General features: G+C 67.2%; 20 protein-coding genes. 13 read left to right on the forward strand and 7 right to left on the reverse strand.

The annotated features are described in order from the left end of the window. From B215_RS20195 to B215_RS0114455, 7 genes are all read left to right on the forward strand, one after another. Positions 1-764, forward strand: a 764-nt coding sequence (locus B215_RS20195; RefSeq protein ID WP_019370355.1) for a FecR family protein, incomplete at its 5' end; no start/stop codon positions are given. 88 nt (positions 765-852) lie between these two features. Continuing rightward, positions 853-3885 carry a TonB-dependent receptor gene (locus tag B215_RS20200; RefSeq protein WP_019370356.1) on the forward strand — a complete coding sequence of 1011 codons (3033 nt, stop codon included), beginning with the start codon at positions 853-855 and terminating at the stop codon, positions 3883-3885. Positions 3886-4080: 195 nt separating this feature from the next. Next, complete coding sequence (locus tag B215_RS0114435) at positions 4081-6369, forward strand: TonB-dependent siderophore receptor (RefSeq protein WP_019370357.1); 2289 nt, start codon at positions 4081-4083, stop codon at positions 6367-6369. Then, positions 6366-6674 (forward strand): hypothetical protein, encoded by a 309-nt coding sequence (locus B215_RS0114440; protein WP_019370358.1) that lies wholly within the window; start codon positions 6366-6368, stop codon positions 6672-6674. Before B215_RS0114435 ends, B215_RS0114440 begins: the two co-directional genes overlap by 4 nt. Then, the gene (locus tag B215_RS0114445) at positions 6671-8260 is read left to right on the forward strand and encodes a PepSY-associated TM helix domain-containing protein (RefSeq protein WP_019370359.1); all 1590 of its coding nucleotides are present in this window, start codon (positions 6671-6673) and stop codon (positions 8258-8260) included. The genes B215_RS0114440 and B215_RS0114445 overlap by 4 nt, the downstream gene beginning before the upstream one ends. Then, positions 8257-8559: a DUF3325 family protein gene (locus tag B215_RS20680; protein ID WP_019370360.1), complete on the forward strand. Its 303-nt coding sequence runs from the start codon at positions 8257-8259 to the stop codon at positions 8557-8559. The genes B215_RS0114445 and B215_RS20680 overlap by 4 nt, the downstream gene beginning before the upstream one ends. Next, positions 8556-9188 carry a DUF4198 domain-containing protein gene (locus B215_RS0114455; RefSeq protein ID WP_019370361.1) on the forward strand — a complete coding sequence of 211 codons (633 nt, stop codon included), beginning with the start codon at positions 8556-8558 and terminating at the stop codon, positions 9186-9188. The genes B215_RS20680 and B215_RS0114455 overlap by 4 nt, the downstream gene beginning before the upstream one ends. 18 nt (positions 9189-9206) lie before the next feature. On the opposite strand, the gene B215_RS0114460 is transcribed toward B215_RS0114455, so the two are convergent. Then, positions 9207-10784: a glycoside hydrolase family 43 protein gene (locus tag B215_RS0114460; protein WP_019370362.1), complete on the reverse strand. Its 1578-nt coding sequence runs from the start codon at positions 10782-10784 to the stop codon at positions 9207-9209. A gap of 366 nt (positions 10785-11150) precedes the next feature. Here B215_RS0114460 and B215_RS0114465 point away from each other — a divergent pair, with 366 nt between their 5' ends. Next, positions 11151-13640 carry a TonB-dependent receptor domain-containing protein gene (locus B215_RS0114465; protein ID WP_019370363.1) on the forward strand — a complete coding sequence of 830 codons (2490 nt, stop codon included), beginning with the start codon at positions 11151-11153 and terminating at the stop codon, positions 13638-13640. 164 nt (positions 13641-13804) lie between these two features. Here the strand turns inward: B215_RS0114465 and B215_RS0114470 are convergent, their stop codons facing one another. Next, positions 13805-14923: an acyltransferase family protein gene (locus B215_RS0114470; RefSeq protein WP_192813038.1), complete on the reverse strand. Its 1119-nt coding sequence runs from the start codon at positions 14921-14923 to the stop codon at positions 13805-13807. Between the two features lie 220 nt (positions 14924-15143). After that, positions 15144-15581, reverse strand: a complete 438-nt coding sequence (locus tag B215_RS0114475) for a MarR family winged helix-turn-helix transcriptional regulator (protein WP_019370365.1) — start codon at positions 15579-15581, stop codon at positions 15144-15146. An 87-nt stretch (positions 15582-15668) separates the two neighbouring features. On the opposite strand from B215_RS0114475, the gene B215_RS0114480 reads away from it, so the two are divergent. Next, entirely contained in the window at positions 15669-17090 is a 1422-nt protein-coding gene (locus B215_RS0114480) for an aldehyde dehydrogenase family protein (RefSeq protein ID WP_019370366.1), read from the forward strand. A 29-nt stretch (positions 17091-17119) separates the two neighbouring features. Beyond that, on the forward strand, positions 17120-17995 hold the full coding sequence (locus B215_RS0114485; protein ID WP_019370367.1) for an AraC family transcriptional regulator: 876 nt from the start codon (positions 17120-17122) through the stop codon (positions 17993-17995). 27 nt (positions 17996-18022) lie between these two features. Here the strand turns inward: B215_RS0114485 and B215_RS0114490 are convergent, their stop codons facing one another. Genes B215_RS0114490 through B215_RS21580 form a run of 4 tightly spaced genes read right to left on the reverse strand, consistent with a single transcriptional unit; the run spans position 18023 to position 19307 of the window. Next, positions 18023-18241, reverse strand: a complete 219-nt coding sequence (locus B215_RS0114490) for a hypothetical protein (RefSeq protein ID WP_160327953.1) — start codon at positions 18239-18241, stop codon at positions 18023-18025. A 31-nt stretch (positions 18242-18272) separates the two neighbouring features. Beyond that, positions 18273-18581, reverse strand: coding sequence for a hypothetical protein (locus tag B215_RS0114495; RefSeq protein ID WP_019370369.1), 309 nt, complete (start codon positions 18579-18581; stop codon positions 18273-18275). A 19-nt stretch (positions 18582-18600) separates the two neighbouring features. Continuing rightward, positions 18601-18801, reverse strand: a complete 201-nt coding sequence (locus B215_RS0114500) for a helix-turn-helix transcriptional regulator (RefSeq protein WP_019370370.1) — start codon at positions 18799-18801, stop codon at positions 18601-18603. Beyond that, entirely contained in the window at positions 18798-19307 is a 510-nt protein-coding gene (locus B215_RS21580; protein ID WP_237718466.1) for a hypothetical protein, read from the reverse strand. Before B215_RS21580 ends, B215_RS0114500 begins: the two co-directional genes overlap by 4 nt. A gap of 101 nt (positions 19308-19408) precedes the next feature. On the opposite strand from B215_RS21580, the gene B215_RS0114510 reads away from it, so the two are divergent. Genes B215_RS0114510 through B215_RS0114520 form a run of 3 tightly spaced genes read left to right on the forward strand, consistent with a single transcriptional unit; the run spans position 19409 to position 24046 of the window. Continuing rightward, positions 19409-22021: a TonB-dependent receptor gene (locus B215_RS0114510; protein ID WP_019370372.1), complete on the forward strand. Its 2613-nt coding sequence runs from the start codon at positions 19409-19411 to the stop codon at positions 22019-22021. Between the two features lie 13 nt (positions 22022-22034). Then, the gene (locus tag B215_RS0114515; protein WP_019370373.1) at positions 22035-23117 is read left to right on the forward strand and encodes an NAD(P)-dependent alcohol dehydrogenase; all 1083 of its coding nucleotides are present in this window, start codon (positions 22035-22037) and stop codon (positions 23115-23117) included. After that, positions 23114-24046 carry an alpha/beta hydrolase fold domain-containing protein gene (locus B215_RS0114520; protein WP_019370374.1) on the forward strand — a complete coding sequence of 311 codons (933 nt, stop codon included), beginning with the start codon at positions 23114-23116 and terminating at the stop codon, positions 24044-24046. The genes B215_RS0114515 and B215_RS0114520 overlap by 4 nt, the downstream gene beginning before the upstream one ends. Positions 24047-24146 lie beyond the last annotated feature (100 nt).

Below are 24146 nucleotides of genomic sequence, written 5' to 3' on the forward strand. Positions count from 1 at the left end.
CCGGCGGCCTGAAGGACCAGCCGATCGCGCCCGCCCCTTCGCCGCCCCATTCGCGCCCGATCGCGCGCCGCGCGGTGCTCGCCGGCGGCGCGGCGGTGATCGTCGCCGCCGGCACCGCGCTCGGCTGGCGCGAGGCGACCGCGGGCGTGCACGAGACGGCGGTGGGCGAACAGCGGCGGCTGGTGCTGGAAGACGGGACCCGCGTGATGCTGGATACCGCCACGCGCATCCGCTTCCGCGCCGGCGGCGCGGCGCGGTCGCTATGGCTGAGCGCGGGCCGTGTCGATCTCGCCATCGCTTCCGATCCCCGCCCCTTCCTGGTCGACACCGGCGCGCGCCGCGTGGTGGCCGAGGGCGGCCGGCTGGACGTGCGCCGCGACGGCGACCGGGTGGCGCTGACCGCCGTCGACGGCAGCGCGCGGGTGGAAACCGGCGGCGCGCCGATGGCGCTCGCCCAGGGCAGCCGCATCGCCATGGAGGCGGGGCGTCCCGATCGGCTGGACCGACCCGAGCTGGAGGATCTGATCGCCTGGCAGAGCGGCAGGCTGGTGTTCCGCGACGAGACGCTGGCGCGCGCGATCGCCGAGATGAACCGCTACAGCCGCCGCCCGCTCGTCGCCGCCGATGCCGCGACCGGGCAGCTGCGGCTGAGCGGCATGTACCGCGTCGGCGACACCGAAGCCTTTGCCCGCTCGCTTGCCATCCTGCTGCCGGTACGCGTGGAGGCCGACGCCGCCGCCATCCGCATCCGCGCCCGCGGCTGAATTTTTTTCGCCCCCGGGGGTGGGGAAAATCGCTGCGCGTTCGTCGAGGGGGCGGGCGCTCGCAGGGAGCGCGAAACGGGGGTTACGCATGACGAAGTGGAAGCGCCGGCTTTGCCGGTCGGCGGCGGTTGCGCTGGTTCTTTCGACGCTGGTCGCGGCAGGGACCGCCGATGCGCAGGCCGCCGCCCGACGCGCGCGCATCGCGGTCGCCGCGCAGCCGATGGCGAGCGCGCTGGAGCAGGTGGCGCGACAGAGCGGCACCGACATCCTGTTCACCCGCGATGCCGTCGCCCGGATCGACGCGCCGGCGCTGCGCGGCGACTATGACGCCGAGACCGCGGTGCGGCGCCTGATCGCCGGCAAGCCGCTGAGCGTGACGCGCGACGCCGGCGGCACGCTGATCGTCCGCCCTCAGTCGGCGGCGGCCCAGCAAACGCCCCCGGCCACCAGCAGTGAAGCGCCGGCCGAAGAGAATATCGTCGTCACCGGCCGCTTTTCCGATGGCGTCGATCGCGCGCTGGATCTGAAGCGCAAGGCGGATTCGATCTCCGATGCGGTGGTCGCCGCCGATATCGGCAAGCTGCCCGCGGTGAACGTCGCCGAAGCGCTGCAGCGCGTGCCGGGCGTGACGATCGTGCGCGAACAGGGCGAAGGCCAGTTCATCAGCGTGCGCGGCCTGGGCCCCAATTTCCAGGCAGTGACGTTCGACGGCATGCCGCTGGCCTACAACGAAAATATCCGCAATTCCGGCCAGTCGGGCCGCCAGTTCCGCCTTCAGGTGCTGCCCTCCGCGCTGATCGACAGCATCGTCGTGGTGAAGACGCCGACCGCCGATCTGGTGGAAAACGGCATCGGCTCCACCGTCGACATCCGCCTGCTCGATCCGCTCGATCGCGGGTCCTTCCTCGCCGTCAGCGCCTTTGGCGGCTATGAGCAGCGCACCGACAAGGTGAACCCCAACGGATCGATCGCCGCCGGATGGCGCAACGCCGATCAGACGTTCGGCGTGCTCGGCGGCATCTCCTATACCCGCCGCGAGACGCAGTTCGATCGCCTGCGCAACGGCTGGTCCGATGCGACGATCACCGGGCTGGGCACCGTGCGCGTGCCGGGCGACGTCCAGCCCTATCTCGAGCTCGAGGATCGCGAACGGCTGAGCGCGGTGGCCGGCGTGCAGTGGCGCCCCAGCCCGGTGGTGGAGTTCGACGTCGACGCGCTCTATTCGCGCTTCACCAACGAAACCTTCGAACGCCGGCTGACCTATTACATCCCCAGCCAGATCTCACGGCTCGACCTGTCGACCGCGGTGGTCGAGGACGGGCGGCTGGTCGCCGGCACCATTCGCGGCGCGCGCATCCGCAACTACAGCGAATATCTCGATCAGCGGCACGAGAATCTGCAGATCAACGCCACTACCCGGCTGACGCTGGGCGAATGGAAGATCGAGCCGCGCTTCAGCTTCGCCCGCGCACTGAGCGACCTGACCACGCCGATCCAGCGCGTGCAATATACCACCGCCAGCGGCCGGGGCGGCAACCTGACCTTCGATTTCCGCAACGACGTGCTCCGCGACGGGCGGGTGAACGCGCTCTACACCGATCTGGATCTCACCAACCCGGCGGCATTCAATTTCGACAGCTTCTCGGTGCGGCCGATCAACTCGAAGGACCAGGACAAGACCGCGATTCTCAACGTCTCGCGCAGCATGAACGCCGATATCGGCGGCTTCACGCTCACCGGCATCCGCTTCGGCGGCCAGTATTCGGACCGGTTCCGCGATTATCGCCGCCGCGATCGCGCCACCACCGCGCTGCGCCCCGGCCTCACCCGCACGGCGGCCTTCCTGCAATATCCGGTGCCAGGCAACGCCTTCGACCAGTCGATCGGGCGCTTCCAGCCCTGGACCAACGTCGATTGGCAGCTGTTCAACGATTCCTATGTGCTCACCGGGGAATATGACGGCGTGCGCCCCAGCGCCGACGATCTGGCGCCCAATGCCGCGGATCTGCAGAATTCCTATCGCGTCGGCGAAGACGTGATGGCCGGCTATGCGCGGGTGGATTTCGAAACCAGCTTCGGCGCGCTGCCGGTGACCGGCAATTTCGGCCTGCGCTATGTGCGCACCGACACCGATGTGCGCGGCACCACCGTCACGCCGGTGCGCGGCAGCAACGGGCGGGTGACCACCACGGTCACGCCGGTGTTGACCGAGGCGCGCTACGCCGAATGGCTGCCGAGCGCCAACGCCACGATCGCGGTGCAGGACAATATTCAGCTGCGCCTGGGCGTGGGCCGCACGATGACGCGGCCGTCGCTGTCGGAACTGCGCAATTCGATCAACACCAACAGCGCGACCGTCACCGCCATCTTCAACGAAGGCGCGGCGGCGCTGGCCGATCCGGCGCTGAACCTCACCGCATCGGCCGGCAATCCTAATCTGCGCCCCTATACGTCGTGGAATTTCGACGTGTCGTTCGAATGGTATTTCGACAAGTTCGGCGCCTTCACCGCCGCCGCCTTCTACAAGGACGTGCACGATTACATCGCGTCGGACTTCGAGACCCGCACGCTTGCCTTCGCCGTCGCCAACGGCACGACGCTGCCGGTGGACATCCAGGTCGCCACGCCTGCCAATGTCGGCAATGCGGCGATCTCCGGCATCGAGCTCGGCTATACCAAGAAGCTTCCCTTCGGCCTGGGCATCACCGCCACGGCAACCTTCGCCACGTCGAAGCTGGAGCTGAACCGCACCGGCGTGGGCGTGCAGGCGGCCGGCATCCAGGGCGTTTCGGACGCAAGCTATTCGATCACCCCCTTCTTCGAAGCGGGGCCGTTCGAAATCAACGTCAGCTACACCTATCGCAGCAAGTACCTGACCGATGCCGGCGCGCTCGTCACCTCGCTGCCGACGGTGGAGGAGAATGTCGCCTATTATCAGAACGGCTTCGGCATCATCGACTTGGGTACCAGTTACAAGATCCGGCCGAATATCGAAGCCTTTGGGCAGGTGGTGAACCTGCTGGACCAGCGCCAGACCTCGTTTGCGGGCACGCGCGACCAGTTCAGCGAGATTCACACTTTCGGCCGCACGATCAACTTCGGCGTCCGCGCGAAGTTCTGATCCGGCTGGCCAAACGCATCGGGGGCGGCGGCACCGCCGCTCCCGATCGCGCTGCCGCGTGGAACCGGGCGGAACGCGGCGCGTTGATAGCGCCCTTACACTGCCCCATAATCCCGGTTGGTGGATTATTGATAGTGACTCGCAGGTGCAAATAATCTATCGAGCCCCCGACACAAAAAGGGGGCGCGGCAAGGAATGCATCGAATCAAGGGGTTGTTGGCGGGGGTTGCGTTGCTCGGCGGAACGGTTCCGGCCTGGGCGAAGGACGGGGTGGCGAACGATCCGGATCCCGCCGAAACACAGCAGCAGCAACGCGACGACATTATCGTCGTCGGCAAGAGCTATGGCCGGGAAGTCGGCAAGACGATCACGCCGCTCGCGGAAATTCCCAACACCATCACGGTGATCGATCGCGAGCAGTTCGAGGCGCAGAACCTGTTCAGCCTCGAAGACGCGATGACCGCCACCAACGGCATCACGGTGACCGGCGTCGGCAGCGAGGATCCCTCGTTCGTCTCGCGCGGCTTCACGATCAACAATTATCTGGTCGATGGCGTGCCGACGCTGGCGTTCGCCTTCCCCGCGGTGGTGCCGGACCTGTTCTTCTACGACCGGCTGGAGGTGCTGCGCGGGCCGGCGGGCCTGTTCAGCGGATCGGGCAATCCGGCAGGCAGCATCAACCTCGTTCGCAAGCGGCCGCTGGATACGTTCAAGATCCAGGCGTCGGCCGGCTATGGCAGCTACAACAATGTTCGCGGCGAGCTGGACGTCTCGGCGCCGATCAGCGGCGGCGTGCGGGTGCGCGGCGGCGCGATGGTGCAGGATCAGGACCAGTTCTTCGATACCGCGCATCGCTTCCGTCTGGCGGGCTATGGCGTGCTGGCGGTCGATATAGGCGCGGACACGACCTTCACCGTCGGCGGCAATTATGATCGCTACGAGCCGGCGATCCAGAGCGGCCTGCCCGGCTATGCCGGCGGCCCGGACGGCAGCGAGGGCCGGCTACTCGACGTGCCGCGGTCGACCTATCTGGGCGCGGACTGGAATCGCTTCCGTTCGGATAGCTGGACGGCTTTTGCCGATCTGACGCACCGGATCAGCGATCGCTGGACGCTGCGCGCAAGCGGCCTGTACAGCGACGTCGATCGGATCGACGTCTACAGCTATATCGGCGCCCAGGCGATCACCACGCCGGCCAACACCGCCGGCACGCCCAATAACGGGCTGACCAGCCACATCGCCTATCGCGGTGACAGCTTCGCCTCCACCGCCGCGTTCGACGTCAACGGCATCGGCAGCTTCCCGCTGTTCGGCCGCGACCAGACGCTGATCCTGGGCACCGATTACCAGGCGCAGGATTATACGAGCTATTACACGCGCCTTTCCAACTATGCGCGGATCAACGTGTTCGCTCCGGTTTCCCCGGCAGAGCCGCCGCTCAACCCCTATGGTCCGTCGCCGCTCTATCCGGTGCAGGGATCGGGCGCGAACTGCGCCGGGCTGACGGTGGCGACGGCAAACTGCGTCGCGCAGGTCTATGGCGCGACCAGCACGCGCGTGGAGCAATATGGCCTATACGGCCAGCTGCGCCTTTCCCCGGTCGAAGGGCTGACGATCACCGGCGGCGGCCGGATGACCTGGTGGGAAAGCAACAGCCAGGTGCTGCTGCCCCGTCCGGGCATCCGCACCAGCCAGGGTATCGAGGGCCGCTTCACGCCCTATGCCGGCATCGTCTGGGATGCGACCGCCGCGCTGAACTTCTATATCAGCTATGCCGACAGCTTCACGCCCCAGGCTGCGCCGAGCGGGCGCAGCAAGCCCGACGGTTCGGACGTGCTGCCGCTGATGGGCAGGCAATTCGAAGGCGGCACCAAATGGTCGCTGATGCAGGATCGGCTGCTGCTCTCGCTGGCCGCCTATCAGATCGAACAGACCAACCGGCTGTTCAACGATCCCGACGATGCCACCGTCTATCTGCAGATCGGCAAGGTCCGTTCACGCGGCGTGGAAGCCGAGATCGCCGGCGAGATCCTGCCCGGCTGGCGCATCAACGGCGGCTACACCTTTACCAAGACCAAATATCTGGAAGACGCCAACGCCGCCTTCGAAGGCATCCCGCTGATGCCGATCACGCCCGAGCATATGGTGAAGCTGTTCACCAACTATGCGCCGGCGGAGGGCCGGCTGCGGGGGTTCAGCCTGGGCGGCGGCGTCACCTGGTTCGATAAAACCTATGGCGGCAACCCGTCCTACATCAACCCGGCGAACAACCAGCGCGTGCTTTCCACGATCGTGCGCCAGGGCAGCTATGCCGTGCTCGATCTGCGCGCGGGCTACAGGCTGAACGATCGGGTCTCGCTGTCCGTCAACGCCAACAACGTGCTTGATCGCAGCTATTATGCCCGCATCGCGGCAACCAGCCGTGGCAATTATTACGGCAGCCCGCGCACGGTGTTCGCGACGCTGCGGATCGCCGTGCCATGAGCGGGGCCCACCTCGGCACGCCGTGGCGACGGCGCGGCGACATGGTGCTGCGCGTGATCGCCGCGATCCCGCTCGGCTATGCGGTGGGGAGCCTGTGGGCGGTTGCCCTTGCGCGGATCCTGCCGGGTCCGCGCGCCGAGGCGACGATTGCGGCGACGCTCGCCGCACTGGCGATCTGCGCAGCGGCGGCGATGTGGGCGTTCGCGGCGCGCAGCGGCTGGCGCGCCTTCTGGACGCTGATCCTCGCCGGCACCGTGCCGGCGGCGATCGGCTGGGCTTCGATCGCAACGACAGGGCGGCTATGAACAAGGGCTTTCGCCAGTCGCAGGCGTTCCTCCACACCTGGTCCGGGCTCCTGCTCGGCTGGGTGCTGTTCCTGGTGTTCGTGGCAGGCACGATCGCCTTCTACCGCGAGGGGCTGAACCGCTGGATGCGGCCCGAACTGGCCCGCGTCGAACAGCCGGCCCAGGTGCTGGCGGGCGCACAGCGCTTCCTGCAGCACAAGGCGCCGCACGCGAAGAGCTGGTTCATCGCGATGCCGACGGCGTCGGCGCCGGGCGCGCAGGTCTTCTGGGTACCCAAGCCCAGGCCGGGCGAGCCGCCGCGGCGCCGCGGCCGGCGCGACAACCAGGCGGTGATCGGCGCGGCCGGCGAGCCGGTGGTGGCGCGCGCGACGCGCGGCGGCGACTTCTTCTACCGCTTCCATTTCGATCTCCACTATATGCCGGTGCTGTGGGCCCGCTGGATCGTCGGCTTCGCGACGATGATGATGCTGGTCGCGATCCTCAGCGGCATCGTGACGCACAAGAAGATCTTCAAGGATTTCTTCATGCTGCGGCGAGGCAAGGGGCAGCGCTCCTGGCTTGACGGGCACAATGCCACCGCCGTGCTCGGCCTGCCCTTCCACCTGATGATCACCTATACCGGGCTGGTCACGCTGATGGCGATGCTGATGCCCTGGGCGGTGGTGGCCAATTATGCCGATGGCAGCCGGTTCACCAACGCGGTGTTCCCCGAACCGCACGAAAGCGCGGCCGCGGATCGCCCCGCTCCGCTGGTCGACCTCGCCGCGATCACGCGCGACGCCGAGCGCCGGCTGGGCGCGCCGGTAGGCTATATCGAAGTGACTCATCCCGGCGATGCCGCCGCGCGCGTGCTGATCAGCCAGAGCCCGGCATCGATGCTGTCGTCGCGCACGCCGCGCCTTGCCTATGCCGGGACGACCGGCGCGCTGGTCTGGCAATCGCCGGTGCCGGGCGCGGCAATGGTGACGGCGGGGGCGATGATCGGCCTGCACGCCGGCCGCTTCGCCGATGGCTGGGTGCGCGCGCTTTACTTCCTCTGCGGCGTCGCCGGATCGGTGATGGTCGCGAGCGGCATGGTGCTGTGGACGGTCAAGCGGCGCGAGAAGCTGCCGGATCCGGCGCGCCCCTATTTCGGCTTTCGCCTGGTCGAGCGGCTGAACGTGGCGGTGATCGGCGGCTTTCCGCTCGGCATCGCCTGCATGTTCTGGGCAAACCGGCTGCTGCCGCTGCAGATGGCCGGACGGGCGGAATGGGAGATCCACTGTCTGTTCCTCGCCTGGGCCGCCGCCGGGCTGCTGGCGGTGCTCCGCCGTCCCGCGCAGGTCTGGCCCGCGCTGTTCGCCGCGACCGGCGGCATGCTGATCGCACTGCCCGCCTACAACCTCGTGGCAACGTCCGCCGGGCTGGCGGCGACGCTCGGCCGCGACGGGGTGCTGGCGGGGATCGATCTGGCGCTGCTGCTGTTCGGCCTCGCCTATCTCGCGCTGGCGGCGCGCGTGGCACGGCACCGTCCGGCCGCGCGGCGGCTCCGCGCGGATCGGGCACCCGCGAGCGCATCCACCCCGGCATGGGAGCCCGCCGAATGAGCCTGCTCGCCCTGCTGCTCGCGCTGTCCGGCTTCGCGTTGTTCGCGCTGGCGACGCACGATCTTCACCAACGTTGGCTCGGCACCCGCCCGCCGCGCCGCCGCCAGCGACGGCTGCGGCGCGCGGCCTGGGCGGCGCTGCTGCTGGCGCTGCCGCCCTGCCTTGCCGCGCGCGGGCTGGTGTTCGGGCCGGTGCTGTGGTCCGGCATGGTGATGTTTGCCGCGGCGGTGGTATTCTTGAGTGTCAATTTCTGGCCGCGCGGCGCGGCGGAGATGGTAAGGAAGAGGAACAGGCGATGAAGTTCTACGCGATGATCGCGCTGCTGTGCGCAGGGATTGCCGGCAATGCGCAGGCGCACGAAGTGTGGATCGAGCGCGACGCCGCCGGTCCCGCTCGCATCTATCTGGGCGAACCCGGCGAACCGCTGCCGGCGGGCGGCGACCCCGAATTCGCGCAGCTCAAGGCGCCGCGGCTGCTCGGCGATGCCCAGCCGGCGCTGGTGCGCAAGGCCGGCTTCCTCGAAGCGCAGGTCCCCGCCGGCGATGTGCGCGCCTGGGACGACAATGTCTTCGCACCCTGGGGCGAAGCGGGGAAGAAGGAGGGCGTGGTCTACTATGCCCGCGCCGGCCGCGCCGAGGCCGCCGCACGGCTGCCGTTCGAAATCGTGCCGGTTGCCGCCAATGCCAATCGCTTCCGCCTGGTGCGCGACGGCAAGCCGCTGCCCGCCACCAAGGTGACGGTAATCACGCCCGACAAATGGTCCAAGGCGTTCACCACCGATGCCGCCGGCGAAGTGACGGTCGCGATCCGCGAAAAGGGCCGCTACCTGCTCTCCGCCGCGACCAAGGAAGACGGCGCGGCGACGCTGCCCGGCGGGGCGGTGACGGCGGTGCATCACATCACCACCACCAGCTTCACCGCCGAGTAACCGCCGCCGCTTTCCCGGCTATGGCCGGGCGGGGAGCGGCGACAGCGTAAAGCTGTCGATGTCGAGATAGCCCCCGCCCGGCGCCGGATTGTAGCAGGACAGCGCGAACTGCTGGCCCTGGAAGGTGCCGGTCTGCCAGTCGAACGCCAGCGGGAAACTGCCGCCGACGTCCGTCCAGTTGCGGCCGTCGAGGCTGTAGCCGACTCGGCCGGTGGCGTGCACGAAATCGGTGTCGGTGCGCAGCCACAGCCGGTCGCCGCGGATCGGAATCGCCGCCTCGCGCACCGTGACGCGCGGCCCCTGCAGCGTGTCCTCGGTCACGCGCATCGTCAGCGCGCGCGCCCCGCCCGCCTGCCCAAGCACCGCCAGCTGCGCCGAAAACTTGCCGAAGGTACCGAAGCCGCAGACATCGCCGGGGCGGATGCCGCTGATATCGAGCGCCACCACGCCGCGCCCCGCCGGCCCCTGCGCCTTCTGCGTCAGCGTGTTGCGCGCATGCCAGATCTGGTCCGCCACCGTCGCGTGCAGGCGCAGCATGCCCGCTCGTTCGGTGAGCGACCAGCGGCTGTCATCGGGATTGTGGTTCCATTGCCATTGCAGGCCCAGGCGCCGCCCGGAGAAGTCGTCGGACGTCGCCGGCTCGGAAAAAGGCTGGCCCTGGATCGGCTTGCGGGCGCGATCGGGCACGCGGCCCGGCGCTTCGGGCGTGCCCCAGATCGGCCAGTCGTCCACCCAGTGGATCGGGCTGATATTGGTCATCCGGCCGATCGCCCCGGCATCGACCATGACGAAGCCGAACCAGGCGCCATTGGCGAGCTGCACGATCGCGCCCTGATGGCCGCCGGTCTTTTCGCGCGTGCTGATCGATGGGCGGGTCTCCCACGGGCCAGTCAGGGCGCGGGCGCGCGAGATCGTCATCCCCAGCCGGTTCGGAATCGCGGTGAACAGATAATACCAGCCGTTCCGCTTCAGCAGGTGCGAGCCTTCGGCACCCTTGTTGTAATGCACCACCTGGGCACGTTCCACCGCGGTATAGTCGTCATTGAGCGTCAGCAGCGTGGTGGTGCCGTCGGTGCCGATCGAGGTCATCACATAGCCGCGGCCATCGTCGTCGAAGAACAGCGCGGGATCGAACGCCTCGCGATCGAGCACCGAATAGGCCCAGGGGCCGGTGATGCTGTCGGCGCGATAGATCCGCGTCTTCTGCCCCACCGGCGTGATCGCCATATAGAATCGCCCGCGATGGTGGCGCAGGCTGGCGGCGTAGAAGCCGTGGCGATAGTCGCCGCCATCCTTCAGATCGTATTTCGGATTGCCGTCCAGCTTCGGCACGACATGCGTGGTCAGGCGCCAGTTCACCAGATCGCGCGACTGAAGGATGGTCACGGCCGGCGCGTTCACGAAACTGGTGGTGACGAAATAGAAGGTATCGCCCACCCGAATGATGTCGGGATCGGGATAATCGGCGAAGAGGATGGGATTGCGATAGGTGTCGTCGCCCTGGTCGGCGCGCCACACCTGCGCCCCGGCCGCGCTCCATGGCAGGGCCAGCGCCGCCAGCGCAGCCGCGGCCATCGCCTTGCAACCCTTCCGCATCCGTCTCTCCCCTGCCGCCCGGCAACTCGTGGCAGCGCAGACTTGGAACAATCGACCGGGAAAAGAAAGACTTCGCGGCAGCAGTGACGATCGGTTCGGCGCCGGGCAAGTTCCAAACAAACGGTAAAGATGCGCAGCGGTGGCTGCCGAACTATCGGTTTGTAACATAGTGTTATCTGCACAACAATATGCTGCACCTAAGGACATGCCATGATCGCTGGCTTCGAAATTGCAGACGATAAGGCCATGTAATCGGGTGCTTTAGATCACCGATGCGCCGCCGGGCTACGTAGTTACCGAAATAACGAATCTTCAAGATTGCGATGGCATGAGGATAGCCGAGAGGCAACTGACCGGGATCTGCAAATGAATGATCGTTACTTGAAGCTTTCTGTCCACGCGTCGGTGGCGACCCTTGCGCTGTGCATGCTCGCCGCACCCGCCGCTGCCCAGGAGGCGGAACCGCAGACCGCGTGGGAAGCCAGCCGCACCGTCGACGACGATGACATCGTCACCACCGGCGTGGCCCGCGGCCGTGACCGACTGAACAGCCCCACCTCGACCAGCTCGATCAAGGAGAACGACATCGTTCGCCTGGCGCCGCGCTCGCTCGCGGAACTGTTCCGCTACATCCCCGGCATCCGGGTGGAGGCTTCCGCCGGCGAATCGCAGAACAACTACACCGTGCGCGGCCTGCCGATGGTCAACGGCGCCAGCAAGTACATCCAGTTGCAGGAAGACGGCCTGCCGGTGATGGAGTTCGGCGATCTGATGCGCCTGACCCCCGATCTGTTCATCCGTGCCGACTTCAATGTCGGGCAGGTGGAATCGATCCGCGGCGGATCGGCTTCCACCTTCGCCTCCAACGCGCCGGGCGGCGTCATCAACCTGATTTCCAAGACCGGCGAAGTGCAGGGGGGATCGGTGATGGCGACGGTGGGCGTCGACTTTGAAAGCTATCGCACCGACTTCGATTATGGCAGCCAGCTGGGCGGCGGCTGGCGCTTTCACATCGGCGGCTTCTATCGCGAAGGCGAAGGGCCGCGCGACAGCGGCATGAACGCATTTCGTGGCGGCCAGGTAAAGCTGAACGTCACCAAGCAGTTCGACGGCGGCTATATCCGCGTTTACGGCAAGCTGCTCGACGATACGACGCCGGCCTATGTCGGCATGCCGATGCTCGTCACCGGCACCAACGACGATCCTTCCTATGCCGATCCGCAGGGCCTGAGCAGCCGCACCAATTCACTGCTTTCGCCCAACCTGCCGCTCTCCGCGACGCTGCGCGCGTCCGGCGACGTACGTCGCCGCGCGCTGAACGACGGCGTCGACGCGAAGGCCAAGGCGATCGGCTTCGAAGGCCAGTTCAACCTGGGCGAATGGACGATCACCGAGCGCTTCCGCTACGCGCACCAGTCGGTTGCCAACACCACGATGGTGGTGTCCTCGGCAGCGCCGGCGGCGCAGTTCGCCACGCGCTTCGGCGGCGCGGGCGCCACGTTCAGCTATGCCGCCGGGCCGCGCACGGGCCAGGCCTTCAACGCCGCGGGCGGCAACGGCCTGGCCGTCCTGTCCTTCTTCTCGGACATGTACGCGCCAGACGTGAGCAACATGACCAACGACCTGCGCGTGAGCCGCGTATGGTCGGTCGGCGGCGGCAGCCTTACCACCACGGCCGGGCTCTATCGCTCCAGCCAGCAATATGATTCGGAAATCGGCTTCGCCACCTTCTTCCAGGATGCGGTGGGCGACGGCCAGTCGGTTGCGCTGAACCTGCGCAACGCCGCCGGGGCGCTCGTCACCCAGGAAGGCTATCGCAACTATGGCGGACCGGGTTCGCCGGGCAATTCCAAATACACCAACCTGACCTATCAGACGACGGCACCCTTTGCCTCGATCAACTTCGCCAAGGGCAAGATCGCGGTGGGCGCCTCGGTGCGCTGGGACAATAGCCGCGCGCGCGGCAACATCATGAACGACAGCGGCGTCCGCACGTTCGACATCAACGCCGACGGCACGATTTCGGCACCCGAACGGCTGGTGGCGGCACCGACGATGGGTGCGACCTATCCGGTCAACTACCGCCATGATTACCTGTCCTATTCGGCCAGCGTGAACTATCGCATGGCGGAATCCTTCGCCATCTTCGCGCGCTACAGCCTGGGTGGCCGCGCGGGGGCGGACAAGATCCTGTTCACACCGGCGGTGAGCACCGTCACCGGCGCGCTGGTCAATCCGGCGGCGGGCGACGACAGCGTGCGCCAGGCGGAAATCGGGCTGAAGTATCGCCACAACGGCCTCGTGCTGAACCTCACCGGCTTCCACGCGCTGACCGACGACACCAACTCGCAGATCGCCACCAATCCGGCGACCGGCCTGCTGGAACTGAGCGCGGTGACGCGTGCCTACAAGGCCTATGGTCTGGAGTTCGAAGGGGGCTTCCGGCGCGGGCCGTTCAGCGTCATGGCGCACGCCACCTATACCGAGGCCGAGATCCGGCGCGCGGAAAATGCGGCGCTGGTGGGCAACACACCGCGCAACCAGCCCAAGCTGATCTACGGCCTGACGCCGCAGTTCGATACCGATCGCTTCACGATCGGCGCGGCGTTCATCGGCACCACCGCCAGCTTCACGCAGGACGTGAACCAGCTGCGGATGCCGGGCTACACCACCGTCGGCCTGTTCGCGCAGGTCCGCCCCGCGGACAAGTTCGAACTGTCGATGAACGCCAGCAACCTGCTGAACACGCGCGCGATCACCGGCATTTCGGAAGGCACGCTGCCGACATCGGGCGTAGTGCTGACGCGGCCGCTATATGGCCGCACCATTTCTGCGTCGGCGCGCGTCTTCTTCTGATCCCCTTGGGGACGCCGCAGGCGCAGAGAAAGGGCCGGGATCGCTCCCGGCCCTTTTTGCATGCGCGGCGATCAGAACTCGGCGCGCACCCCGAACAGGAAGGTGCGGCCGTAATAGTTGATCTCGCCGGAGCGATTGGGATCGGGCCCGTGCAGAGCCCGCGCCTAGGCGATGGCGACGGACCTTCGAAGCGCAGGTAAGGCTTCGCTCCGTACAGCGTGTCCGACCCTGTCCATGGGCCTTTCCACCAGAAGGAAGGCCGCCGCCGATACCGCCACGACAATGACGACCGCGAAGGGCGCTACCGCCAGCGACGCTGCTATGCCGAGATCGGTGAAGGCAACGGAGAGCACGATGCCGTGCAGGAGGTAGATACCGAAAGAACATTCCCCGAGCGCGCGCGCCGCCTTCAGCGTCAACACGCCACCGAACGCGTTTCCGCAGGCGACGCAGGCGAAAAAGAAGGCGAAGGCCGGCAGGCTTAAACCATAGGGACTTCGTGTCGTCACGACGGCAAAAGCTAGCAAAGCGACGGCGAGGACCGCGGCGCCAGGCGTACGAAGCTTCCGTGCTATCGCGTCACGGCTCTTGATTTCATACGCCAGCATCCCGCCGCCGAAAAGCGGCCAGTATATTGCCGATTGGACATGGCGCTGGAGCAGGAAGCCCAGCAAAATGAGAATTATAGGCAAGGCCAGGGTAGGCACCTTCACACGTTGCAGCCCCCAGGCAGCCGATCCCAGCACAGGAACCATCACGGCGTAAAACAGCCACTCCTGCCATAACGACCACAGAACATAGGCGTTGATGCGCCCAGCCTCAGCATAGCCGAGGATAGGCACTTCTTGGTGCGCCGTTATCCAGTGCACCGCAGCGAGCAGCAGTTGCGACAGCTTCAAGCTCGGATGAACCCGCAGTATCACCAGCCCGACGATCAGGACGAAGGAGACCGTGACGAGTGGGAGTATGCGGAAGATGCGGCCCACCATCATCTTCGCCCATTTGAACAGCGTAAGGTTCAAAATCGTTCGGTAGAACAGATAGCCCGTGATCATGAAGAACAGGCCGACGGCGCCTGTGCCCAACAGGCTTGCCAGCGCCATATCCGGCTCCCGCCATCCCACAACCGAAAAGCGGCTCCAGACATAGACGTGATGACACAGGACACTCACGGCAAGGAAGCCACGCAATCCGTCCAGACTCTCTACCCGATTATGGGACGGCAATGGAAAACCCAATCGGACTAACCATTTACCGCACATTAAACCCACCAGCATCGTCATGCTGGTAAAGAAAATCACCGCCCCCATAAGCCCCCCTTCGGTGCCGATAGCACAAATCAAGGAGGAAAAGCCAGTAGAGCTCCAGACGGGCTACAATCACGTTCGGTTCATCGTGCCACCTCGATTAGCAGTCAAATCTGCACAGCTTGACGGCGGACCACGTTGCCCGCGGCGTTTCTGCCGCCGATTGCCGCGCGACCTTCACGACGGCCGGCAGCCGTCATCCCCCCTTTGCCAGCCGGAGCAGCAGCGCCTGCAACGTCCGCCGCTCCTCCGCCGATAGCGGGGCGAGGAGCGGCGCTTCGGAGTCGCGCAGGCAGGCGATCATCGCCGGCAGCTGCGCCTCGCCTTCACCCGTCAGGTGCAACGCGTTGCTGCGCAGGTTGCGCCCCGGCCGGCGCTCGACCAGCCCGCGCTCGGCGAGCAGGTTGACCAGCTTCATCGCGCTGGCGCGGTTGATCGACAGGCAGCGCGCCAGCGTCGACTGGTCCAGGCCCGGCCGGGCGCGGATCAGCGCCAGCGCCGTCACCTTCGCCGGCGAGATGCCGAACGGCGCCAGCGCCGCATGCGCCGCCTCCATCAGCGGCAGCCGGGCCATCTGGAGCTGGTAGCCGGTGAGGCTCGCAAGCGCCTCCTGCTGAGGGTCGCGTCGTGTCATCTTGCCCTGTTGGTATGCCTGGGATACATTTCACGCAATTGGAAGGTTCGGGTCCGTGCGACTCGGGCCCGGTTTAGGAGAGAGGTCTTGGAACACAAGTTCAAGCTGCTGATCAACGGTGCCCTGGTAGACGGCGCGAGCACCTTCGACGTGATCAACCCGGCCACCGCCCAGCCCTTCGCCCGCTGCCCCAAGGCCGATCCGGAGCTGCTCGACGCCGCGGTCGCCGCCGCCAAGGCCGCCTTCCCCGCCTGGGCCGCCACGCCGATCGAGGCGCGCGCTGCGCTGGTCGATGCGGTGGCCGCGCGGCTGCAGGAGCGCGCCGGCGAATTCGCGCATCTGCTCACCACAGAACAGGGCAAGCCGCTCGATCAGGCGATGGGCGAAGTGATGGGCACGGTGTTCACGCTGCGCGCCTTTGCCCAGATGCGCCCCGAAAAGAAGGTGCTGCACGACGAGGGCGGCAACAAGGTGATCGAGCATCGCACGCCGCTGGGCGTCGTCGCCGCGATCACGCCGTGGAACTTCCCGATCATCCTCGCCGCCAACAAGATCGGCCCGGCGCTCGTCACCGGCAACACCATGGTGCTGAAGCCCGCGCCGACCACGCCGCTCACCACGCTGCTGCTGGGCGAGATCTTCGCCGAGCTGCTGCCGCCCGGCGTCGTCAACATCCTGTGCGACCAGAACGATCTGGGCGGCATGCTCACCGCGCATCCCGATGTCGCCAAGGTCGCGTTCACCGGCTCCACCGCCACCGGCAAGAAGGTGATGGCCAGCGCCGCCGACGGCATGAAGCGCGTCACGCTGGAGCTGGGCGGCAACGATGCGGCGATCGTGCTCGACGATGTCGAACCCGCGGTTGCGGCAAAGAAGGTGTTTCAGGGCGCGATGTACAATGCCGGGCAGATCTGCGTGGCGGTGAAGCGCGCCTATGTGCCCGAAGCCATGTACGATGCCTTCTGCGACGAGATTGCCGAGCTGGCCCGCAACACCGTGGTCGATGACGGCGCGAAACAGGGCGCCAAGGTCGGCCCCATCCAGAACGCGATGCAGTTCGAAAAGGTGAAGGCGCTGATCGACGATGCCCGGCAACGCGGCACTGTGCTGGCGGGCGGCGCGCCGCTCGATCGCCCCGGCTATTTCATCCCGCCGACGATCGTCCGCGATCTCGACGACGATGCCCCGCTGGTCCGCGAGGAACAGTTCGGCCCGGTGCTGCCGGTGCTGAAATACAGCGATATCGACGATGTGATCGCCCGCGCCAACGCCTCCGAATACGGCCTGGGCGGCACGGTATGGGGCCGCGACGTCGCTCGCGCGACCGAAGTGGCGATGCGGATCGACACCGGCACCGTTTGGGTGAACCAGCATCTCGCCATCGATCCCAACATCCCCTTCCGCGGATCGAAACAGTCCGGCATCGGCGGTGAGCTGGGCCAGGCCGGGCTGCACGAATATACCCAGGCGCATATCGTCAACGCCGTGGAGCTGGAGCCGGCCGCCTGAGCGCGGTCGAAACCTTCTCCACCCAGGCGGTGCCGCCCCAGCGGCGGCACCTGTTCTGGCGGGAGATCGTCGCGGAGGCCTTTCCGGGCATGACCGCGATCGCGCCCGAGGGCATTCGCGCCGATCTCGCGCGATGGCGGCTGGGGCCGGTGGGCCTGGCCCGCGCCCGCAGCGGCCGGGCACAGGTGCGCCGCGCCGGCAATCGTGACGGCCATACCCTGCTGCTCCACCTCCAACGGCGCGGCCGGCTGACGATGCTGCACGGCGACGCCGCCATTTCGGGGAGCATGGGCGACATCCTGATCGCCGATGACAGCCGCCCCTATGCGATCGACATTTCCGACGGCAACGAATGCCTGATCCTCCAGGTGCCGGCGGCGCTGATGGGCGACGGCATCGGCATCGGCGCGCTGCACGGCCGGCTGCTGCCGGGGCAGGATCCGCATGTCGCCTTCCTCAACCATATGCTGCTCGGGCTGTGGGACCAGCGGGCGATGCTCGGCGAGGTGGACGAAGGCGTGGGCGAGTTGCTGGTCGATGCCACGCGGCTGGTGTGCCGCCGTGAGCGCGGCCCTGCCGCCGCATCGGGCGGCGAGACGCCCGTTGCCTATGCGCTGCGGCACCTCGCCGATCCCGATCTGGGCACGGCAAGCCTGTGCGCCGCCACCGGCCTCACCCCGCGCGCGATCCAGAAGGCATTCCTGCGCGAAACCGGGCGCACGCCTACCGCCTTCGTCACCGAACGCCGGCTGGACCGCGCCGCCGAGCTGCTGCTGGCCGAACCCGGCCGCAGCGTGACCGATATCGCCTTCGCGCTGGGCTTCAACGATGCCGCCTTCTTCACCCGCTGCTTCCGCCGCTATTTCGGCAAGACGCCGCGCGAATGGCGGTGCGGCGGCAGCTGAAGGGCGCCGCGAAGACCCTGCAGCCCGCTATGGCGCGCGCCCGTTGTCATCTCCGATGGCGTCGGACGCATCGCCAGCGGCGCGCTTTCCCACATTCTCGATGACTTCGTTCCTGCGCGGGTCGTGGAGAAACGCAAACGCCATGCCCAGCGAAAGCGCGATCCCCGCCATGCGCCGGTTTCGCCGGATCGACCTCTTCGCTGCCCAGATCGACGCCGGAAGAAGCAGGGCGAACAGCAGCGCCACGCCTGGGGCGAGGATCCATTCCATGCCGCGTTCAACGCAACAGCGGCAGCAGACCACCGGCAAGTCCAAGCAGGACAAGCACGCCGATCGCCAGCGGCAGGCGGTTGTTCCCGCGCAGCCTGGTCACGTAGCGCGAAAGGAGCGCATCGTCGCGGTGCCCGGTGAACGCCCATGCCAGCAGGAACAGCCACAGCATGAACGACAACAGGCTCAGGGGCGTCAGCCGATAGATCAGCCGTCGCTCGGGATGCTGCCTGATCAGGGCAATCGCCGCTGGTGCGGCAAGGAAAAGCAGCAGCCCGACGATCAGCGCTATCGCAAGGCCATATGCTTCCGGCAATCTTGCCTCCTATGTGGGATCATGGTCTGAACGGATTCAGGAACAGGCTTTCGACCGGCATCTCGAAGAACGCGGCGAGCTTGTAGGCCAGGGGTAGCGAGGGGTCGTATTTATCGGCCTCCACCGCGTTGATGGTCTGACGCGAAACGTCCATGCGATCCGCCAGTTCGGCCTGGCTCAAGCCCTTCGCCAGGCGGGCGTCGCGCAGGCAGTTCTTCATGACGCCTGCGAACGATGGGCAAACCACCAGATCAGACGCGAAATGCCATAGCCTCCGCATTGCAGCAGCCACACCAGCGCGGCACCGGCGAACCATGGGCTGCGAACGCCCGTGCCGATCGCGAGCAACACCAGCGCCAGGCCGCCGCCAAAGGAACCGCCCCAGTACCAGCTGAACAGATGGCCGTCCCGCTGCATGTAATCGAGCATCCGCCACCATGGCAGTGCCACCAGAAATGCGGCGGCAAGGACCAGCGCGGCGAGCCCGCCGGCGATTGCGATCGGCAGATGCAGCGGCAAGATGGCGATCACGAGCCCGGCGACCACAGACCCCAGCATCATGACGGCGGCGGCAACTCCGATTTTGCGCTGGCGGGCCGAAACAGCCATTCGATTCCTTCCTTCGATGTAAAAGAAGTTAGACATCGCCTGCCAGATGTCAAACTTTTTGGACATCGCGGATACGGACGACGCCGGAAGGGCGGAAAGCTCCTCCCAAGTTCGCATCCGTCCTGATCGCGGTTCGCGCCCGTCCAAGAAGCGGGCCGCATGCTCCGCTATCCTCTTCGGTGAAGCGCCAAAAAGGCGCACCGTTTCGGGAGAGGATAATGCGGTATCGTTTCGCCACGGCCCTGCTTGCATCTGCGGCATGGGCATCGCCCGCCTTCGCGCAATCGGCCGAGCCCCAGCCTGCCGGCCCGGCGGCGCAGCAGCCCCAGGAAAGCAGCGGCATCGTCGACATCGTCGTCACCGCGCAGAAACGCGCCGAAAGCGTGCAGGACGTGCCGATCGCCATCTCCGCCTTCGGCACCGAGGCCTTGCAGGAGCGCGCCGTGGGCAGCGTCTCGCAGCTCTCGGCGCTGGCGCCCAACGTCAATCTCGATGCCGGCACGCCCTTTTCGGGATCGCCCGCCGTGCTGTCCGCCTATATTCGCGGCATCGGCTCGGACGATTTCGCCTTCAATATCGATCCCGGCGTCGGCCTCTATCTCGACGGCGTGTATCTGGCCCGCACCGTCGGCGCGAACCAGGATCTGATGGACGTCGCCCGTGTCGAGGTGCTCAAGGGTCCCCAGGGCACGCTGTTCGGGCGCAACACGATCGGCGGTGCGATCTCGATCGTCACGCGCGATCCGGGTGACAAGTTCGCGGCGCAAGGCGATGTGACCACCGGCAGCTACAATCTGCTCCAGGTGCGCGCGTCGATGGACATGCCGATCGCCCAAGGGTTGGGCGCGATCGTCAGCTTCGGCGTGAAATCGCGCGACGGCTTCCTGCAGCGCATCCCTTACCCCGATCAGCGGGTGAACAACACGCCGTCCTACACCGCCTTTTCCGCCGCCGGCTATGACTCGGCCGAGCGCGAGGGCGGCAACGACAATTGGAACCTGCGCGGCAAGCTGAAATGGGATCGCGGCGGCCCGCTCAAGCTCACAGTCTCGGCCGATTACAGCCGCGACAAGGGCACCAGCGCCAACAAGCTGATCGCCACCGCCGAAACCGTGCCGGGCAATTTCGCCGGCACCGCCAATCTGCCCGGCACCGCCTTCGATCCTACCGGCACCACCGGCTTCCTGTTCGCCGGGCTGTACAATTTCTGCATCGGCTCCACCCCGGCGCAGATCGCCGCGCGCAGCGCCCAGGCGCTGTGCGGCACCTCGGGCACGCAGTTCAACCCGCGCTTCCAGGTGCCGAGCTATGCCAGCGTCAATGTCGACGGCAATCCGGCCAACGATCGCCTGCCCTGGGACAGCCGCTATCTGATCGCCGATCCCGACAGGAGCTATGCCACCGGCAACAGCTTTTCGGACCTGCGCAACTGGGGCCTGTCGGGCGTGATCGATTATGAGCTGAGCCCCGATATCGCGCTCAAGTCGATCACCGCCTATCGCCAGCTCGATTGGCGCGCGGGCCTCGATGCGGATGGCTCGCCGCTCAACTTCCTCCAGCTCAGCTTCACCATGCGCCAGTGGCAGGTCAGCCAGGAACTGCAGCTGCTCGGCAAGGCGCTGGACGACAAGCTCAACTATGTGCTCGGCGGCTATTACTTCAAGGAAGCCGGCAACCTGCACGATTTCGTCACCTTCGCCGAGGGCCAGGTGCAGGTGGACGGGCCGAACCGGCTGGAGACGGAAAATTACGCCGCGTTCGGCCAGATCGATTATCGTCCGATCGACCTGATCGGCATCACCATCGGCGGCCGCTACACCAGCGAGAAGAAGCGCTTCGAAGGCGGGCAGCAGGAACTGAACGGCTTCAACTACAAGCTGTTCGGCTGTGCGGATGCCAATGGCAACATCCGGCCGAACGGGGCCTTCCCGCTGGCTCCGGTGCCGTGCCAGGCGGGGCTGGGCTATCCCGATCCGAGCAATCCGGTGCGCGTCTATGTGCCGGGGATGAACCGCAAGAGCTTCAGCGATTTCTCGCCGAAGTTCGGGCTGCAGATCCACCCGAACGACGACGTGATGCTGTATGGCAGCTGGTCGCGCGGGTACAAGACCGGCGGCTGGACGACGCGACTGACCAATCCGCAGGGCAATGTCGCGCCCGATTTCAACGAGGAAACCGCGACGACCTGGGAAGTGGGCGTGAAATCGACGCTGTTCGATCGCAAGCTGCAGCTGAACGCCGCCGCCTTCAGCACCGACTATAAGGACATCCAGCTCAACATCCAGATCGGCACCTCGCCCACCATCGCCAATGCCGGCGATGCGCGGATCCGCGGGTTCGAGCTGGAGGCGATCGCCGCGCCGGTGCGCGGGCTGACGCTGAACGGCTCGCTCGGCTATATCGATGCCACCTATACGCGGGTCTCCGCAGCGGCGGCGGCGGTGGGCGGTCCCAGCGTGTTCCAGGCGGGCACCGTGGTCGGCGCGCCGCTGCCCAAGACCCCGAACTGGAAGCTGAACTTCAGCCCGCGCTACGAAACCCGGATCGGCAATGGCGCGACGCTCGTCTTCCTCGCCGACTGGAGCCATGCCAGCAGCGTATGGAACGATACCCAGCGCAGCTTCCTGCTCCGGCGCCAGGCGATCGATCTGGTCAATGCCAGCGTCAGCTATCAGGAACCCGAGGGCCGCTGGACGCTGGCGGTGGGCGGCACCAACCTGACCGACACGCGCTACCTCACCTCGGGCGGCGCCAACATCTCGGCCGGTACCTTCTTCGGCACCTATAGCCGCCCGCGCGAATGGTATGCGCGCCTCGGCTTCAAGTTCTGACGGGAGCACGGACATGCAGATACAGGCGGCCGTGACCGAACGGGCCGGCAGCGGCTTCCGGATCGAGACGCTGCGGATCGATCCGCCGGGCGGCGATCAGGTGCTGGTGCGGATCGTCGCGTGCGGCGTGTGCCACACCGACATGGTGATGCGCGACGGGGCGCTGCCGGTGCCCTTTCCCGCGGTGTTCGGGCACGAAGGCGCCGGCGTGGTGGAGGCGGTGGGGCCGGCGGCGACCGGCCTCGCCGCCGGCGATCGGGTGCTGCTCAGCTTCGACAGCTGCGGCGCCTGCCCCGCCTGCCACGATCACCAGCCCGGCTATTGCCCCGAATTCTTTCCCCGCAACTTCCTGGGCGCGCTCGCCCCGGACCAGGGCGGGCTATGGCGCGGCGCAGACCGGATCGGCAGCAACATCTTCGGCCAATCGGCCTTTGCCAGCCATGCGCTGGCGCACCGGCGCAACGTGGTGAAGGTGGATGCCGATCTGCCGCTGCACCTGCTGGCGCCGCTGGGCTGCGGCATCCAGACCGGGGCGGGCACGGTGCTGGAGACGCTGGACGTGCGGCCAGGCCAGGCGATCGCCATCCTCGGCGCGGGCGCGGTGGGGCTGGCGGCAGTGATGGCGGCGGCGATCGCGGGGGCCACCCGCATCGCGCTGCTCGATCGCCACCGCCACCGCCTCGATCTCGGCCTGGAACTAGGCGCGACCGCAACGGCCACCGATCTCGCCGCGCTGGCTGGCCCGTTCGACCAAATCGTCGATACCACCGGCGTGCCCGCGCTGCTCGGGCCCGCCGTGGATCTGCTCGCCGGGCGCGGCACGCTGGCGCTGGTCGGCGCCTATCCGTCCGAACCCAGGCTGGCGGTGGACGCCTCCGCGATCATGAGCATGGGGCGGCGCATCATCGGCGTGGTCGAAGGCGGGATCGATCCGCAGCGCTTCGTGCCGCGGCTGATCGGCTATTATCGCGAAGGCCGGCTGCCGATGGAGAAGCTGGTGTGCACCTATCCCTTCGCGGCGATCGACCGGGCGGTGCACGATTCCGAAACCGGCGCGGTGATCAAGCCGGTGCTACTGATGGAGGCGGCGGCATGACGGTGGCGCCGCTGCGGCCCGACGCGGCCGGCTTTCTGGGCTATATGGCGGAAACCGGCGCGCCGCCGCTGGCCGCGCTGACGGCGGAATCCGCGCGGATGCTGATGCGCACCAATGTCGAGCTGGCCGATCTGCCGCCGGTGCCGCTCGCCCGCATCGCGGACCTCGCCCTGCCCGGCCCGGCCGGCGCCCTGCCTGCCCGCCTGTACGATCGCCGGGCGGCGCGGACGGCAAGCCCGCTGGTGCTGTTCTTCCACGGCGGCGGCTTCGCCATTGGCGACCTGTCGACGCACCACCCCTTCTGCACCTGGTTCGCCGATGCGGTCGATCTGCCGCTGCTCGCCATCGACTATCGCCTCGCCCCCGAACATCCCTTCCCCGCCGCGCCCGACGATGCCGAGGCGGCGGCGCGCTGGGCGGCAACCTCGCCCGCCGAACTGGGCTTTACCGTCACCGGGCTGATCCCGTGCGGCGACAGCGCGGGCGGCAACCTCGCCATCGTCACCGCCCAGCAGCTGGGCCTGCGCGCCGCGGCGGTGCCGGTGCTGGCGCAATGGGTCTTCTATCCCTTCGTCGGCGGCGGCACCGACTGGCCTTCGGTGCAGCGTTTCGGCAACGGCTTCTTCATCACCGCTGAGGACATGGCGTGGTTCGATCGCCAGGTGGCCGCGCCGGCCGAAGACCCGCGCTATCATTGCATCCGGGGGCCGATCCCCGCCGCCCCGCTGCTGATGCTGGCCGCCTCGCACGACGTGCTGCGCGATCCCGGCCACGCCTATGCCAATCGCGTCGCGGCGGCGGGCACGCCGGTCCGGCGGATGGAAGCGGCGGGCATGGTGCACGGCTTCGTCAACCTGCGCCGCGCCCTGCCCTCCGCGCAGGAAGATTGCGCCGACTTCGTCGCAGCGGCGCGGGCGATGCTGGACTGACAAGGGTCGATGCCGGCCGGGCCGCTGCAGTTCATCGCAGCCACACCGCGTGCCGCTTGCGCTTGGCGGCGCGCGCGATATGCCGGAGATCGTTGTTTTC

Source organism: Sphingomonas sp. ATCC 31555 (genome assembly GCF_000282895.1).
In the GTDB taxonomy this organism is placed as follows: domain Bacteria; phylum Pseudomonadota; class Alphaproteobacteria; order Sphingomonadales; family Sphingomonadaceae; genus Sphingomonas.